Below are 15,007 nucleotides of genomic sequence, written 5' to 3'. Positions count from 1 at the left end.
GGTCGCCGGCGGCCGGCCGCTGATGTTGGCGCTGGACACCGCCATCGGGCCGGTCCGGCCGAGCAGTTCGATCGCCGCCGGGTGCAGCGGCATCCGTACCGCGACCGTGCCCCGGGCGTCGCCGAGATCCCAGCTCAGCGACGGCGCGTGCCGCACGATCAGGGTGAGCCCGCCCGGCCAGAACGCCCGCACCAGGTCACGGACCTGCTCGGTCACCCGCTCCACCAGGCCGTCAAGGGTGCGCCACGAACCGATCAGCACGGGTACGGGCATCTCCGGCCCACGGCCCTTGGCCGTCAGCAGGGCCCGGACCGCGACCTGGTCGAAGGCGTCGGCCCCGATGCCGTACAGCGTGTCGGTGGGTAACACCACCAGGCCACCGTGACGGACCGCGCGGGTGGCCGCCTCGAGCCCGGCCACCCGTACCTCGGAATCCGTGCAGTCGTAGCGTCTGCTCACCGCTCCTCCCCTGCTGCCCCTGCTGCCCCCCGGGCCAGGCCCGGCCCACCACGGGGCCGGCAGGTTGCCGTGACGAACCGGTCCCGTCCGGTCAGGTCCTGGTGGTCGTGGACATCATCCCAGCGACCGTGCGTCCGCAGCAGGGCAGGGGCCGCCGAGCCGTGCCGGTCGGCATGCTCGATCACCAGCCGGCCACCGTCACGGAGCAGGTCGGCCGCCACCGCCGCGACGGCGCGCACGCCGGCCAGGCCGTCCGGCCCGCCCCACAGGGCGGCCGGCGGGTCGTGATCGCCAACCTCCGGCTCGAGCGTGTCCCGTTCGTCGTCGCACAGATACGGCGGGTTGCTCACCACCAGGTCGACCCGGCCGAGCAGATCAGCCAGCACCTCGGTGGCGGCCATCACGCCCGCGGCGCCCGGCGTACCGCCGTGCCGGGACGCGGCGCCGCCGGACAGGTCGATCCCCACGTCGGCGTGGTGCACGGCTATCGCTCTTCCGGTGAGTACGACATTACGCTTCGCCCACAGCAGCGCGTCCGGGTCGCTGTCGACGGCGTACACCCGCGCCCCCGGCAGTTCGTCGGCGAGCGCGAGGGCGATCGCTCCGGAGCCGGTGCACAGGTCCACGCAGACCGGCCTGTCCCACCCGGCCGCGCGGACGGTGTCGATGGCCCAGCCGACCACCGTCTCGGTCTCCGGCCGGGGCACGAACACACCGGGGCCGACGGTCAGGGTGAGATAGCGGAACCCGACCGTGCCCACCAGGTGCTGCAGCGGCACCCTGGCGGCCCGGCGGGCCACCAGGCCGTGGAGGAGGTCCCGCTCGGCCGGGGTCATCGCGCCCGCCAGCGCCAGCCGCCAGCGGGGCTCGCCGGTGACATGGGCGGCAAGCTGCTCCGCGTCCGCCCGGGGGCTGGCCACCCCGGCCGCGGACAGCACGGCGGCCGCCNCGGACAGCACGGCGGCCGCCGAGTCGATCTCGACCCGTAGGTCCGGGTCCGGCTCGGCGCCCGGGCGCCAACCCGGAGTGTGCTGGGAGTGCGCCGAGGGTGTCCGTACCCGTACGCCGGTCCGGTCCGGCCCGGCCGCGGCGGAGGTCACGTCGCCACCTCGACCGACAGCCTGGTCTGGAGGTCCGCCGCGATCAGCGCGTTGAGGACGTCGTCGAGCTCACCGTCGAGCACCTGGTCGAGGTTGTACGCCTTGTAACCGACCCTATGGTCACTGATCCGGTTCTCGGCGAAGTTGTAGGTACGGACGCGTTCGGAGCGGTCCACCGTGCGGACCTGGCTCGCCCGCGCCGCCGACGCCTCGGCCTGCGCCCGCTCGCGGGCCACCGACAGCAGCCGGGCCCGCAGGATGCGCAGGGCCGACTCCTTGTTCTGCAGCTGGCTCTTCTCGTTCTGGCAGGACACCACCAGCCCGCTGGGCAGGTGGGTGATCCGCACCGCCGAGTCCGTCGTGTTCACGCTCTGCCCACCGGGGCCGGAGGAGCGGTACACGTCTATCCGCAGGTCGTTGGGGTCGATGTCGACCTCGACCTCCGCCGCCTCGGGCAGCACCAGGACGCCGGCCGCCGAGNGTGCAGCGGGTGCCGGTCACCGAGTCGGCCGGCCGACTCGGTGACCGGCACCCGCTGCACCCGGTGGACCCCGCCCTCGAAGCGCAGCCGCCCGAAGACCCCCCCGGAGGCACCTCGGCCGGCCTTCACCGCCACGCTCACGTCCCGGTAGCCGCCGAGGTCGCTGGGGTTCGCGTCGAGGATCTCGGTTCGCCAGCCGCGGCGTTCGGCGTAGCGCAGGTACATCCGCAGCAGGTCGCCGGCGAACAGGGCCGACTCCTCACCGCCGGCGCCCGCCTTGATCTCCAGGATCGCGTCCCGGGCGTCGTCCGGGTCGGTGGGTACCAGATGGGCGCGCAGTCTGTTACGGAGTGTCTCCTGTTCGGCCTCCAGTTCCGCGACCTCCGCGCGGAACGAGGTGTCCTCGGCGGCGAACTCGCGGGCCGTCGCCAGATCCGCGGCCACCCGGTCCAGCTCGCGGGCGGTCTCCACGGCCGGGGTCAGCTCCGCGTACCGGCGGCCGAGGCTGCGGGCCAGCGCCGGGTCGGCGTGCACCGACGGGTCGGCGAGCCGGCTCTCCAGCTCGGCGTGCTCGGTGAGCAGAGCGTCGAGCGGAGTGGTCATTTCGGGCGTCTCCTGGTCCTGGGACGTTCGATCAGCGGGCGGCGCCGGGCGTCACGAGCCGGACGGCGCTGTTCCCGGGTGCTCCCAACGTCGAACTGTAGGCCCGGCCGGGCCGAGCCGCAGCCGGGACGAGCCGCAGCCGGGACGAGTGCGCCCGTGCCGTCACCGGTACGGCACGGGCGCGTGCTGTCTGGCCGGCCGCGGCGTGTTGTCTGGCCGCGGCGTGCTATTTGGCCGTCGTGCCCGGCTTGTCACCGGGACGGCGGCGACCGAAACGCCGTTCGAACTTCTCGACCCGACCACCAACGTCAAGAATCTTCTGCTTGCCGGTGTAGAACGGGTGGCACTGCGAGCACACCTCTGCGTGGATCACAGCGTCCGACTTGGTGCTACGGGTAGTGAACGTGGAGCCACAGGTACAGACAACCGTGGTCTCGTGGTACGTCGGGTGAATGTCAGCCCTCATGATCCTTCTTCCCGAAATGGCCGCCGGGTCGCCCTGTCCCCTGAACGAGGGCGTGAACCGGTGCCGGGTGTCGACGCTCCAGTCTGCCAGAGCCGGGCGCGCCCTCGGGGCGGGCATCCCGCGGGGGTGTCGCGGGGACCCTGGGCGATCGGTCCCGGCTCGGCCCCCGTTCTGAGCTCAGTCCTGGCCCGGGGTGGTCTTCGCGATCTGCATCAGGAACTCGTAGTTCGTCCGCGTCTGCTTCAACCTGTCCAGCAGAAGATCCAACGCCTGCTGGGACTCCAGGGTGTGCAGGACCCGACGCAGCTTGTGCATGATCACCAGCTCGTCGGGCGCGAGGAGGATCTCCTCCCGACGGGTTCCGGAGGGGTTGACGTCGATCGCGGGGAAGACCCGCTTGTCAGCGATCTTACGGTCGAGCTTGAGCTCGGCGTTGCCGGTGCCCTTGAACTCCTCGAAGATCACTGTGTCCATCGTCGAGCCCGTCTCCACCAGCGCCGTGGCGATGATGGTCAACGAGCCGCCGTTCTCGATGTTCCTGGCGGCGCCGAGGAACCGCTTCGGCGGGTAGAGCGCGGTGGAGTCCACACCACCCGACAGGATCCGGCCGGACGCCGGCGCGGCCAGGTTGTACGCCCGACCGAGACGGGTGATCGAGTCGAGCAGGACGACGACGTCCTCACCCAGCTCCACCAGCCTCTTGGCCCGCTCGATGGACAGTTCGGCAACGCTGGTGTGGTCGGACGGCGGCCGGTCGAACGTCGAGGCGATCACCTCGCCCTTGACCGACCGCTGCATGTCGGTCACCTCTTCGGGACGTTCGTCGACGAGAACGACCATCAGGTGGCATTCCGGGTTGTTCGTGGTGATCGCGTTCGCGATGGCCTGGAGCACCATCGTCTTGCCTGCCTTGGGCGGGCTGACGATCAACGCGCGCTGGCCCTTGCCGAGCGGCATCACCAGGTCGATGACCCGGGTCGTCAGCAGCTGCGGCTCGGTCTCCAGGCGCAGCCGTTCCTGCGGGTAGAGCGGGGTGAGCTTGGTGAACTCGGGGCGGCTGCGCGCCTCCTCCGGCTCCAGGCCGTTGACCGTGTCCAGCCGGACCAGCGCGTTGTACTTGTCCCGCCGCTGCTCGCCCTCCTGCGGTGCCCGGACCACCCCGGTGATCGCGTCACCGCGGCGCAGACCGTGCCGGCGGACCTGGGCCAGGCTCACGTAGACGTCGGTCGGGCCGGTCAGGTAACCGCTGGTACGCACGAACGCGTAGTTGTCGAGGACGTCGAGGATGCCGGCGACCGGCACGAGCACGTCGTCCTCGCGGACCACCGGCTCCGACTCGGTGAAGCCGCCGCCCTGGCGGCCACGGTTACGGCCACGCTCCCGGAAGCGGCCCCGGTTACGCCGGTTCCCCCCGCTGAAGTCGTCGTCGCGGCCTGCCTCGCCCCGGTCGGGCTGAGCCCGCTCGGTCTGGCCACGGTCGGAAGAACCACGGTCGGACTGCCCCCGGTCGGACTGGCCGCGGTCGGACTGCCCCCGATCGGACTGGCCGCGATCGGACTGGCTGCGGTCGGAAGAACCACGCCCCTGGCGGTCGTTCGCCGGGCGGTCGCCCTGCTGGCGCCCCTGACGCTCACTGGACGCGGGACGTTCAGTTGACGAACGGTCGCCATCGGGCTGCTGACGGTCACGTCTGTCCTCGCGGGCCCGGCCGTTGCCGTTCTCCGACGGGCGGGGAAGGCTGGCCGGTTCAGCCACCACTGTCTCCGCCGGCACGGCGGTCACAGGCGCATCCTTCACGCTGGGTAGTGATTTGGTGGGCACGCTGTCCGTCACGGCGGCGGGCGTGGCCGTAGCCGGTGCCACGACGGCTTCCAGCGTGCCGGCGGTCCGCGGGCTGTCGGCGCCGCTCGTCGCATCGGAGGCGGTCACGGCAGCGGGCTGGCCCTGTCCTGGGCCGGCCAGGGCGTCGGTCAGGGTCGCCTGCTCGGCCGGGGCGACGGACGGGCTGCCCGACCCGCGGGAGGCGGCCCGGCGGCTGCGGCCACGCGTGGGTGCCTCGGTCGGCGCGGTCGCGCTCGCGGCCGCTGCTGGCGCGCCGGTGACGCCGGTGGCCGGCGCGGTGTCGAGCGCCGACACGGCCGGCTCCGGCTGCGCGGCGGGAACAGCCGCGGCGGACGACGTCACGGCCGAGGCCTCGCCGCCGGCCGCGCTGTTGGGAGCCTGCACGTTCTGGATCGCCGCGATGAGCTGCCCCTTTCGCAGACGTCCCACGCCCTGGATACCCAACGAAGTCGCCATGGCCTGCAACTCCGGTAGCAGCATGGCCGAAAGGCCGGTGCCTGAGCGCCGGCGTCGCGTGGAGCCGGTGTCCACGGACGACGTCGGTGTCTGTGACCCCGCAGACTCACGTGCGCTGTCAGGCAGCACGTCGGTGGTGTCGCTCAAGATGTTCCTTCCCTGAAGGGACCGGCTTACGGGAGCCGGGTGATACTTGTTGACCTTCTTCGCCTGGGCATCCCACATGGAAACGATATTCAGCGCCGGTGGGCAGGCTAGAGCGCCCATGACGGCGCCAACGGCTGAGTACCGCGTGCGAACTCGTCTGTCCCGCTGAGGACTTGACCGGTGCTGGCCGAGGCTTCGATGACGAGGCTGAGGCACCAAGTCCGGTACCAGGTTCCGGCTACGAGGAGCCGGTGGCACCGGCGGGCGAGCACGCGCCGCGGCGGCAGCGGGTGCAGTCATCAGACTATCCAGACGCAGTCACCTGGGCAACATCCTTGCCGACGTATTGCTTCGGAGTCATCCGTTTCCCACCCGGGCCGGGGTCATTTCAGCCAGCGTGTCGTACTCGCGAGGAGCGTCCACCGGACTTACGGGACATGCCGGACAGGCGCACCGGGCGCGGAACGGACACGCCCGCGCCTACCGCCCGGGGAGCTGTGGAGGATTCCCCCCGCCGCGGCGGCACCGGTCGTGACGCCGCCCGCCGGCCAGGCACCGGCTGCGGTGGAGGCAGCGGCGGCGCCGTCAGCCGACGACGAGCTCGACCCGCGCCCCGTCTCGGTCGACGGGCAGGTCGAACACGCTGAAATCGCTGCCGGTGCAGGTCCGCGCGAGGGCGGCCTGGTCCTGGTCGACGGCCAGTGCCAGCACCGTCGGTCCGGAACCCGACAGGACGGCCGCCAGCCCCGCCGCCCGCAGCCGGGCGAGCAGATCGCTGGTCTCGGGCATGGACGGCAGCCGATAGGGCTGGTGCAGCCGGTCATCGACGGCCGCCAGCAACGCGTCCCGCCAGGACACAGCGCCCGGCCGGACGTGTTGATTCCCGACCTGCTTCCCGGTCTGGCTCCCGGTCTGGTTGCCGGCCGGCCTCCCCGTGGAGAAGCCGGCCAGCCGGTCGTCGACGAGGCCGGCGTAACCGTTCTGTCCACCGTTCTGCCCGTCGCCACGCCGACGGCCGTTCCCCGGGCCGGCAGCGGCGCGGTCGTTGTTCTCCGGCCCGGGCGTCCCCGGGGAGGCCACCGCGGCGGTACCGGCTCCGCCGGAGCGGGGCCGCGGGCCTCCCGACATCGCCATCGCCAGCAACGCGGCCCGCCCGGCGCTCATCGCCGCGTCCGCGTGGGGCACCCCCGCCGGCAGGGCCACCCGTGACTGTGCCGTCGACTGACGGCGGGTGGGCACGAACACGACCGGTCGCAGGTCCTCGGGAGGGTCGGTACGGGCCACCCGCGGCGGGCCGTNCCCGCGGCGGGCCGTCGCCGTCGTGCCAGGCGATGGTGAAACCGCCGTAGAGGGCGGCCGCGACGTTGTCCGGGTGCCCCTCGAGCCGGCAGGCGAGCGCGAAGACCTCCGGGATGTCCGGACGGCCGCCGCCCAGCGCGCTCGCCGCGAGCAGGCCGCCCACGATCGCCGCGGCCGACGAGCCCAGGCCACGGCCGTGCGGGATGCGGTTGACGCAGTTCAGCCGGATCCCGGCCGGGGTGGTGCCGGCCGCGGCGAAACCGGCCCGCAGGGCGCGGACGACCAGATGGGTCTCGTCACGGACGCCGTCGTCCTCACCGGTCACCTCGATCGACAGGCCGGCACCGGTGACGGTGACGGTGAGCTCGTCGTACAGGCCGAGCGCGAGGCCGCAGGCGTCGAAGCCCGGGCCGAGGTTGGCGCTGGTCGCCGGTACCCGCACCCGGGCCGCCTGGGCCGTCCGGGGCGCGGCCAGGAGCGGCGCGGCCGCCGGGCGGTTCACGACCCGTGCAGGTCGAGCGCCGTGGCCGCGGCCGCCACCGTCGCCGGTATGGTCACCGGCCTGGCCGCCCCGCTGATCGCCCACTCGGGGTCCTTCAGCCCGTTGCCCGTCACGGTGCACACCACCCGCTCGCCGGCCTCGACCCGGCCCGCGGCCCGGGCCTGCAACAGCCCGGCGACGCTCGCCGCGCTGGAGGGCTCGACGAAGACGCCCTCGCGGTGCGCGAGCAGCCGGTAGGCCGCGAGGATCTGCCGGTCGGTCACCGCGTCGATCCCGCCGCCGGAGTCGTCCCGGGCCCGCACGGCAAGGTCCCACGACGCGGGATTGCCGATTCGGATCGCGGTGGCGATCGTCTGCGGCCGGTCCACCACGCTGCCGCGCACGATGGGGGCGGCACCGGCCGCCTGGAAACCGTGCATGCGAGGCCGGCCGGCGCCGCTGCGCGCGTCCTCCTCGACGTAGCCGCGCCAGTAAGCTGTTATATTTCCCGCATTTCCGACAGGCAGGCAGTGGACGTCGGGAGCCGAGCCCAGATCTTCGACGATCTCGAAGGATGCGGTCTTCTGCCCCTCCAGGCGGAACGGGTTCACCGAGTTGACAAGGGTGACCGGGAAGGTGTCCGCGAGTTCGCGGGCGACCCGCAGGCAGTCGTCGAAGGAGCCGTCGAGCTGTAGCAGGCGAGCCCCGTGGACGAGGGCCTGCGCCAGCTTCCCCAGCGCGATCTTGCCGTTCGGCACCAGAACGGCGCAGGTCAGCCCGGCACGAGCGGCGTACGCGGCGGCGCTGGCACTGGTGTTGCCGGTGGACGCGCAGATCACCGCCTGGGAGCCCGCCTCGACCGCACGGCTGATGGCCATCGTCATCCCGCGGTCCTTGAACGAACCGGTCGGGTTGGCGCCCTCGATCTTGAGATGAACATCACAGCCGGTCAGGTCGGACAGGTGAGCCGCGGGCAGCAGCGGAGTCCCGCCCTCCCGGAGGGAGACCACCGGCGTGTCCGGGGAGACCGGAAGCCGGTCACGGTACTCCTCGATCACTCCCCGCCACACCCGTCGCGTCCCGGCGGCCGGGGGCGCCTCGGTGGCGTGCGCTCCCCCGGCGGCCCCTGCCTCCCCGGCCGCGAGTGCCGCCACGGCCGCTCGTGCCGTTGTCGGCGCCGTCGCGGCACGCGACTCGGTCGGCACCGTCCCTTCCGGGGATGTCGTCGGCGCTGTCGCCGCGCGCGATGTTGTCGTCACAGCTCACCTCCCTCGACCCGCATCACGCTCGCGACGGCGCGGACGACGTCCAGTTCCCGCAGCTCCTCGACGGTCGCGGCCAGGGCCGCGTCGGTGGCCGCATGCGTGATCAGGACCAGACTCGCATCGTCGCCGTGACCGTCCTGGCGGACGCTCTGGATGGACACGTCCTGGCGCGCGAACGCGGCGGCGACCGAGGCGAGCACCCCGGTCTTGTCCGTCACGTCCAGGTTGATGTGGTAGCGGGTCACGGTCGCGCCCATCGGCAGGACGGGCAGGGCCGCGTAGGCGGACTCCCCCGGGCCACGCCGGCCGGCCAGCCGGTTGCGCGCCACCGCGACCAGGTCACCGAGCACCGCGGACGCCGTGGGCGAGCCACCGGCCCCACGGCCGTAGAACATCAGCTGGCCGGCCGCCTCCGCCTCGACGAACACCGCGTTGAACGCGTCCCGGACCGCCGCCAGCGGATGCGCCCGCGGAATCATCGCCGGGTGCACACGCACGCTCACTCCGGGTGCCTCCACCGACCGTTCGGCGATGGCGAGCGCCTTCACCGTGCAGCCCATGGCGCGGGCGCTGGCGATGTCCGCGGCGGTGATGTCGCCGATGCCCTCCCGGTGGACGTCATCCAGGGTCACCCGGGTGTGGAACGCCAGCTGCGCGATGATCGCCGCTTTCGCGGCGGCGTCGAAGCCGTCGATGTCCGCGCTCGGATCGGCCTCGGCGTACCCGAGCGCGGTCGCCTCCTCAAGGGCCTCGGCGAAGCCGGCACCGGTCTCGTCCATCCGGGTGAGGATGTAGTTGGTGGTGCCGTTGACGATGCCGAGCACCCGGCGGACCCGGTCACCGGCGAGGCTCTCCCGCAGCGGGCGCAGCAACGGGATCGCGCCGGCGACCGCCGCCTCGTAGTAGAGGTCCACACCGTGCGCGGCGGCGGCGTCGTACAGGGCCGCGCCGTGGGTGGCCAGCAGCGCCTTGTTCGCCGTCACCACCGACTTTCCCGCGCGCAGCGCGGCGAGCAGCCAGCCGCGGGCCGGTTCGATGCCGCCGACCACCTCCACGACGATGTCGATGTCGTCCCGGGTCGCCAGCGCCGCCGCGTCCCCGGTGAAAACCGCCGGATCGACCGGGAGGTCGCGCGCGATGGACGGGCGGCGGACGGCCACGCCGGCCAGTTCCAGCGGCGCGCCCACCCGGGCTGCGAGATCCTCGGCATGGGTGTGCAGCAGCCGGACGACGTCGCTGCCGACCACACCACACCCCAGCAGCGCAATTCTCATCATCGCCGGTTCCTCATCGCGGATTCCTCACCGGATTTCTCACCATGGCCTGCCCCACCATGACCATGCCCACCATGCGTCGCTCCCGTCGGGAGCGTCGGTGCCGGCCGCGCCGACGTGGGGACGAGGCACCTCGTGGCGCCGACGGACGCGCTGGCGCAGCCGCCGGTGAGCGCCGGCTGGCGGACGGGTGAACGGGCCTGGTCACGCACGACAGTCACATCCTCGTCGGAGCCGACACGCCCAGCAGGTGGAGACCCCCGGCAAGCACGATCCTGGTCGCGTCGGCGAGCAGCAGCCGCGCCCCGGTGAGCGCCCCTGCCGCGTCGCCTCCACGGGGCAGCACCTCGCACACCCCGTGGAAACGATGGTAGGTATCGGCAAGCTCTTCGAGGTAACGCGCGACCCGGTACAGTGCCCACGGCTCAGCCGCAGCCGCGACGGCCCTCGGCAGATCACCCAGCGCCCGCAACAGATCGCCCTCACACGGATGGGTCAGCAGGGACACGTCCGCGCCCTCGACATCCACCCCCAGCCCCAACTGCCCGGCATTACGCAGCAGCAGACAAATCCGAGCATGAGCGTACTGGACGCGGAAAACCGGATTGCCGTTGGCCTGTCTGGTAATGACATCGAGGTCGATGAGGTCGATATCGCGCGCGCCGGCGCTGCCCGGTGGGAGGCGGGCAAGCGAATAACGGGCCGCATCCGTCCCGACCGTGCTCACCAGATCGGCCAGGCCAGCCAGGCCAGTGTCAGCCAGGTCGGTCAGGTCGGCCGTCAAACCGGTTACGGCGCGCACGCCGCCAGCGTGATCGTCGCCGTCAGGGCGGCCAGTGTGATCATTGTCGCCATCCGGCCACGGGCGACCGGGCGTGACACCGTGAGCCGTGACACCGCGGGCCGCGGTGTCACGGACATAGCCGTCGCCCGCCCGCACGATCGTCCGGGCGATCTCTCCGAGGGCGTCACTCGCCAGCCGGATGTTCAGGAAGCCGCCGGCGGTGACATCGACGCCGGACACCGCCTGATCCAGCCGGAGCCGGGCCGCGACCGCTTCCGCGATCTCCCGCGGTGGCCGCCGCGCCGGCCGGGCGAGCCGGAGGGCGATCGGGGTGGCGTAGTCACCATGGCCGGCGACCCTGGGGCGTTCGACCGGCACCATCGCGGGTACCTCCACGTCGAGCTCATCGTCGGCGACAAGATCGCAGACGATGGCCCGGAGGGTTTCCGCGAGATCGGCCGGGGTCATGGCGTGATGCTATCGGCGCGCAACGGCCCCGGCCGGGCTACCGAACCTCGGACAGGCCGGCCGTGGCCTCAGACCGGCTGGTCACGGCCGGCGGCGAGCNNCCGGCGGCGAGCCGGCGCACGACCCCGATCAGCTCGTCCGGGTCGAAGGGCTTGGTGAGGTAGTAGTCCACCCCGAGCCGTTCCCCACGCCTGAGATCGGCGGCCTGGGCGCGCGCGGACAACAGGACCACCGCGATGTCCGCCGTGGCGGGATCCTCGCGCAGGCGGGCGACCACGTCCCAGCCGTCCAGATGCGGCATCATGACGTCCAATGTGATCACATGCGGCGCGACAGCCCGGACCCGCTCCAGACAGTCGAAGCCGTCGACCGCGGTGTACACCTCGAAGCCCTCCAGCTCGAGGTTGACCACCACAAGCTGACGGATCACCGCGTCGTCGTCGACGACGAGGACGCGCGGGGCTTCGCAGTACACATCCGGAGCTTACGGCCACCTGGCCGGATGACCACCCCCACGGGCCTGGTACGGTAAGACCCGTCGTCCTGGAGCCCCCGTAGCTCAGGGGATAGAGCACTGCCCTCCGGAGGCAGGTGCGCAGGTTCGAATCCTGCCGGGGGCACACAGTGTAGCGTTTTAGTTATAGAGAGTTCATAAATTGAGCGCTTCTCACTCACACCAGCTATTTTGGGGCATAGGTCGACTACCCTTCGCTGGTTCTGAGTCCGATTCAGTCACCCAAGTCAGGCAAAGAGTCCTCGTCGGGTTGCGCAGGTTCGAACCCGGGTTTTTTCGGTTCCCGGCGGGTCGCCCCCTCCAGCGGGTACGGCACCCGCCTCGCCAGCGGCTCCGTCGGGCGGGCCGGCCCCTTCTCCGCCCGCCTGTTCCCCCGCACCCGCGGACCGGGCCTGATCCTCGACGCCCACGCTGTTGGGCCGGATATTTGCCGTGGCGGACGAAGTACCACTGGTAGGGCTGGCATTCCGGCCTGGAGGAACTCGAAGAACGCGAGCGGTTCAGCCAGCCGCGTGCCGGCCGAACTGGCGGCCCCGACCGCGTCGATACCGGCCCGGTTCAGGCAGGTCGACCAACCAGGGAGGCGATGAGTGTGGCCAGCCGGGCCGGCGGAACATCGCCCCCGGAGAGGGGACGCCGGGTGCGTCGGGCCAGTTCGTGTAGGTGCACAACGGCATCACGGCGCGAGGCGGTCCCGGGCACGGGGAAGGCGGTCAGGAGCAGCGAGGCCATCTGCCCGCCGATAATGCGCACGTTCTGGTCGGCGGTGATCGTAGCGATCTCCGCCAGCGCCCGTAGTGACAGCTCGTCGGCGTACGCGGTGGCGACGAGTTCGACGCGACGCCTTATGTCCACAGAGGCTCTCGTAGTGCCCGCGCTCGAAGCTGATCGATGGCCGAGCCGATGTCTCCGCCGGGCGACCGGTGTAGATCCCAGGCTGTGATCAGTGGGTCGGCGTACCGGCGTTGGGCTCTGCTGCTCGTGCAGTCTCCTGTGGATGGCCAGTCGCGGGACATGATCATGATGGTCGGGTCCCGGGGCGTGCGCAACTCGACCGTCGCGTCCGCGGACCGTACGGTCGCGAAGCCGTGCTCCTCCAGGGGAGGCTGGCTGATGACGTAGGCGACGGCGTGACTCGGCCGTCGCCACGGGGCGTAGAAGTCGGCGGCGAAGTCCCCGGACACAGCTGGCGCGACGTCGCCCCGCTCGGGCGCGACACGTTCGATACTGCCGAGCTGGGCCGCGATGTCTCCGGTCGCTGCCCAGTACGTGGTCAGGCCGCGCGGTCCCGGATAGTCCGTCATGAACCGGTCCCAGCACGCGACCCGGTCGACGGCCCGCCAGCCCGCCGGTGCGTGCTCGACCAGCTCGCCGAGGAGCCGGCACCTTCGGTGTCAGCCAATGGGCAGGTCAACCGCTATGACCAGCCGCCCACTGGGTGGTGCGGGAGCTGACCGGCTCGTTCAGCGCCCGTCGCGGGCCCTACCAGGTGCTTGTACCAGATCGACGACGACACCAAACGGTCATCCTGCTGCGCGCCGGGCACCGGGCCGATCTCTACCGCCCCGGCGGCGGGGAGCGCACCCACCGGCGGAAGCGCTGGTCAGGGGCACCCCGGGCAGTGGATCCATCGCCCAGCCCGCCAGGAACCAAACACCGCCTCTGCCACCGCCCGGATGCCGCTTTCTAGCTTGGGCGGGCCTGTTGGCGGCGCCAGCGGACCAGCAGGGCTGGCATTTCGGCCTGCAGGAACTCGAAGAAGGCGAGCGATTCGGCCAGCCGCGTGCCGGCCGGGCTGGCGGCTCCGACCGCGTCGATACCGGCCCGGGTGGTGACGACCCACCGGTCGAGCACCTGCTCGCGGCGGGCGACCATCTCGTACCAGCTGTCGTTCTCGAAGACGTACTGCTCCCGGCGGGAGCCCGGCTGGCGCTCGCGGCGCAGGATGCCCAGACCGGTCAGATAGCGCACGGCCGCGGAGACGGCGGCCCGGCTGATCCGCAGCTGGTCGACGAGTTCCTCGGCGGTGAGCCGGGCGTCGTCGGTGGCCAGCAACGCCGCGAACACGAGCGCGGGCATCCGCGGCATGCCGGCGTCCACGAGCGCTCCGGCGAAGCGTTCGACGAACCGCTCCACCGCTCGCGGATCCCGCTCCGGCCGGCGTCCTTCAGCTGTCTTCACTTCACTGCCTTCACTATGTTCACGAAATCGTGAAAGTTCTGTAGCATGTAAAGATCATGTATACAATCTACACCGAGGGCCTGACCAAGCACTACGGCGACACCGTCGCCCTCGACCGGCTCGACCTGGCGATCGCGCCCGGTGAGGCATACGGCTACCTCGGCCCTAACGGCGCCGGCAAGACCACGACGATCCGGCTGCTGCTCGGGCTGCACCGCCCGACGGCCGGCCGGGCCCGCCTGTTCGGGATCGACGCCTGGGCGGATCCGGTCGCCGCGCACCGGCGGGTGGCCTACGTCGCAGGCGAACCGGCGCTGTGGCCGTCACTGACCGGGGCGGAAACACTGGAGTTTCTGGCTCACCTGCACGGTGGGGTGGACGTGGCCTACCGCGACGAACTGGTCAGCCGCTTCGATCTCGACCCGCGCAAGAAAGTACGTGCGCTGTCAAAGGGCAACCGGCAGAAGGTCCAGTTGATCGCGGCCCTGGCCACCCGCGCCGATCTGCTCATCTTCGACGAGCCGACCAGCGGCCTGGACCCGCTGATGGAGGTGGAGTTCCGCCACTGCGCCGAGGAGGCCAGGTCACGCGGCCAGACGATCCTGCTCTCCTCGCACATCCTCAGCGAGGTCGAGGCCCTCTGCGACCGGGTCGGCATCCTGCGCCGCGGCCGGCTGGTCGACGAAGGCACCCTGGCCCAGCTGCGGCACCTGCACGCCCAGACCGTCGAGGTCACCTTCACCGGCCCGGCGCCCCAACTGCCGCCGTTGCCCGGTGTGCAGGTGCAGCCGGTCGGCCCGAGCGGCCTGCGGTTGCGGACCACCGGGGGTGTGGGCCCGGTCATCGCGGCGCTCGCCGGGCACCCGGTCGCGACCCTGACCAGCCAGGAGCCCTCCCTGGAGGAGATCTTCCTGCACCACTATGCCGAGCCGGCCCGGGGCAGGATCGATGACTGACCCCACCGTGACGGCCCCGCCGGCCGTGCCGACGGCACCCCGCTCCCGGCCCGGAGCCGGACACGGACGCGGTGGTGGCGTGATGGTCCCGCTGGTCGGGCGGGCCCTACGTGACGCCCGGACCCGCACCGTCGTGTTCGCCTACCTCTTCGCCGTCTACTCCTACGTCCAACCGGTCGGATACCGGCACACCTATCCCGAGGCCGCCGACCGGCTGGCGTTCGCCCGCGG

General features: G+C 71.9%; 14 protein-coding genes, 1 tRNA gene and 2 pseudogenes (1 of these 17 cut by a window edge). 2 read left to right on the top strand and 15 right to left on the bottom strand.

The genetic code is table 11. From position 1 onward, the window contains the following. The 12 genes and pseudogenes from FrCorBMG51_RS34405 to FrCorBMG51_RS03405 form a co-directional block, all read right to left on the bottom strand. On the bottom strand, positions 1 to 128 hold the 5' portion of the coding sequence (locus FrCorBMG51_RS34405) for an L-threonylcarbamoyladenylate synthase (RefSeq protein ID WP_476742097.1). It extends 226 nt beyond the left edge of the window; the window shows 128 of its 354 coding nt (coding positions 1-128); it begins with the start codon at positions 126 to 128; its stop codon lies beyond the left edge, outside the window. Further along, a pseudogene (locus FrCorBMG51_RS34400) lies at positions 58 to 369 on the bottom strand (L-threonylcarbamoyladenylate synthase); the annotation flags it as partial. The gene FrCorBMG51_RS34405 and the pseudogene FrCorBMG51_RS34400, both read right to left, overlap by 71 nt. Positions 370 to 455: 86 nt before the next feature. Then, positions 456 to 1,379, bottom strand: coding sequence for a peptide chain release factor N(5)-glutamine methyltransferase (prmC, locus tag FrCorBMG51_RS03450; RefSeq protein WP_476742096.1), 924 nt, complete (start codon positions 1,377 to 1,379; stop codon positions 456 to 458). Positions 1,380 to 1,555: 176 nt separating this feature from the next. Further along, positions 1,556 to 2,643 (bottom strand): annotated as a pseudogene (gene prfA, locus FrCorBMG51_RS24625) (peptide chain release factor 1). Between the two features lie 226 nt (positions 2,644 to 2,869). Beyond that, the gene (gene rpmE, locus FrCorBMG51_RS03435) at positions 2,870 to 3,109 is read right to left on the bottom strand and encodes a 50S ribosomal protein L31 (protein ID WP_013875013.1); all 240 of its coding nucleotides are present in this window, start codon (positions 3,107 to 3,109) and stop codon (positions 2,870 to 2,872) included. A gap of 177 nt (positions 3,110 to 3,286) precedes the next feature. Beyond that, positions 3,287 to 5,554 (bottom strand): transcription termination factor Rho, encoded by a 2,268-nt coding sequence (gene rho, locus FrCorBMG51_RS03430; RefSeq protein ID WP_047221626.1) that lies wholly within the window; start codon positions 5,552 to 5,554, stop codon positions 3,287 to 3,289. A 585-nt stretch (positions 5,555 to 6,139) separates the two neighbouring features. Beyond that, complete coding sequence (locus FrCorBMG51_RS30480; RefSeq protein WP_052914254.1) at positions 6,140 to 6,412, bottom strand: homoserine kinase; 273 nt, start codon at positions 6,410 to 6,412, stop codon at positions 6,140 to 6,142. After that, positions 6,375 to 7,178, bottom strand: a complete 804-nt coding sequence (locus tag FrCorBMG51_RS26135; RefSeq protein ID WP_476742095.1) for a GHMP family kinase ATP-binding protein — start codon at positions 7,176 to 7,178, stop codon at positions 6,375 to 6,377. The genes FrCorBMG51_RS30480 and FrCorBMG51_RS26135 overlap by 38 nt, the downstream gene beginning before the upstream one ends. Before the next feature lie 173 nt (positions 7,179 to 7,351). Further along, the gene (gene thrC, locus FrCorBMG51_RS03420) at positions 7,352 to 8,488 is read right to left on the bottom strand and encodes a threonine synthase (RefSeq protein WP_047221707.1); all 1,137 of its coding nucleotides are present in this window, start codon (positions 8,486 to 8,488) and stop codon (positions 7,352 to 7,354) included. Between the two features lie 101 nt (positions 8,489 to 8,589). Beyond that, a complete protein-coding gene (locus tag FrCorBMG51_RS03415; RefSeq protein ID WP_047221706.1) occupies positions 8,590 to 9,873 on the bottom strand; it encodes a homoserine dehydrogenase in 1,284 nt (427 codons plus the stop codon). A gap of 217 nt (positions 9,874 to 10,090) precedes the next feature. Next, positions 10,091 to 11,125 (bottom strand): DALR anticodon-binding domain-containing protein, encoded by a 1,035-nt coding sequence (locus FrCorBMG51_RS03410; RefSeq protein ID WP_047221625.1) that lies wholly within the window; start codon positions 11,123 to 11,125, stop codon positions 10,091 to 10,093. A gap of 37 nt (positions 11,126 to 11,162) precedes the next feature. Continuing rightward, the gene (locus tag FrCorBMG51_RS03405) at positions 11,163 to 11,600 is read right to left on the bottom strand and encodes a response regulator transcription factor (RefSeq protein ID WP_047221624.1); all 438 of its coding nucleotides are present in this window, start codon (positions 11,598 to 11,600) and stop codon (positions 11,163 to 11,165) included. 73 nt (positions 11,601 to 11,673) lie between these two features. Here FrCorBMG51_RS03405 and FrCorBMG51_RS03400 point away from each other — a divergent pair. Beyond that, a tRNA-Arg gene (locus FrCorBMG51_RS03400) sits at positions 11,674 to 11,745 on the top strand. 452 nt (positions 11,746 to 12,197) lie between these two features. On the opposite strand, the gene FrCorBMG51_RS03395 is transcribed toward FrCorBMG51_RS03400, so the two are convergent. The 3 genes from FrCorBMG51_RS03395 to FrCorBMG51_RS03385 all read right to left on the bottom strand — a co-directional run bounded on the left by FrCorBMG51_RS03395 (position 12,198) and on the right by FrCorBMG51_RS03385 (position 13,820). Further along, the gene (locus tag FrCorBMG51_RS03395; RefSeq protein WP_047221623.1) at positions 12,198 to 12,494 is read right to left on the bottom strand and encodes a hypothetical protein; all 297 of its coding nucleotides are present in this window, start codon (positions 12,492 to 12,494) and stop codon (positions 12,198 to 12,200) included. Beyond that, positions 12,485 to 12,943 carry a hypothetical protein gene (locus FrCorBMG51_RS03390; RefSeq protein WP_052914252.1) on the bottom strand — a complete coding sequence of 153 codons (459 nt, stop codon included), beginning with the start codon at positions 12,941 to 12,943 and terminating at the stop codon, positions 12,485 to 12,487. Before FrCorBMG51_RS03390 ends, FrCorBMG51_RS03395 begins: the two co-directional genes overlap by 10 nt. Before the next feature lie 382 nt (positions 12,944 to 13,325). Next, complete coding sequence (locus FrCorBMG51_RS03385) at positions 13,326 to 13,820, bottom strand: GbsR/MarR family transcriptional regulator (protein ID WP_047221622.1); 495 nt, start codon at positions 13,818 to 13,820, stop codon at positions 13,326 to 13,328. Between the two features lie 56 nt (positions 13,821 to 13,876). On the opposite strand from FrCorBMG51_RS03385, the gene FrCorBMG51_RS03380 reads away from it, so the two are divergent. Continuing rightward, positions 13,877 to 14,776 (top strand): ABC transporter ATP-binding protein, encoded by a 900-nt coding sequence (locus FrCorBMG51_RS03380; protein ID WP_047221621.1) that lies wholly within the window; start codon positions 13,877 to 13,879, stop codon positions 14,774 to 14,776. Positions 14,777 to 15,007 lie beyond the last annotated feature (231 nt).

It is taken from the genome of Protofrankia coriariae (assembly GCF_001017755.1).
Classification (GTDB): Bacteria; Actinomycetota; Actinomycetes; order Frankiales; family Frankiaceae; genus Protofrankia; species Protofrankia coriariae.
This window is presented reverse-complemented; position numbering and strand designations above follow the sequence as displayed.

Bases quoted from the DNA above. Each gene is read 5' to 3' on its own strand.
- rpmE (WP_013875013.1), bottom strand. From the start codon at position 3,109: ATGAGGGCTGACATTCACCCGACGTACCACGAGACCACGGTTGTCTGT.
- FrCorBMG51_RS03415 (WP_047221706.1), bottom strand. From the start codon at position 9,873: ATGAGAATTGCGCTGCTGGGGTGTGGTGTGGTCGGCAGCGACGTCGTC.
- FrCorBMG51_RS03410 (WP_047221625.1), bottom strand. From the start codon at position 11,125: ATGACCCCGGCCGATCTCGCGGAAACCCTCCGGGCCATCGTCTGCGAT.
- FrCorBMG51_RS03390 (WP_052914252.1), bottom strand. From the start codon at position 12,943: ATGACGGACTATCCGGGACCGCGCGGCCTGACCACGTACTGGGCAGCG.
- FrCorBMG51_RS03380 (WP_047221621.1), top strand. From the start codon at position 13,877: ATGTATACAATCTACACCGAGGGCCTGACCAAGCACTACGGCGACACC.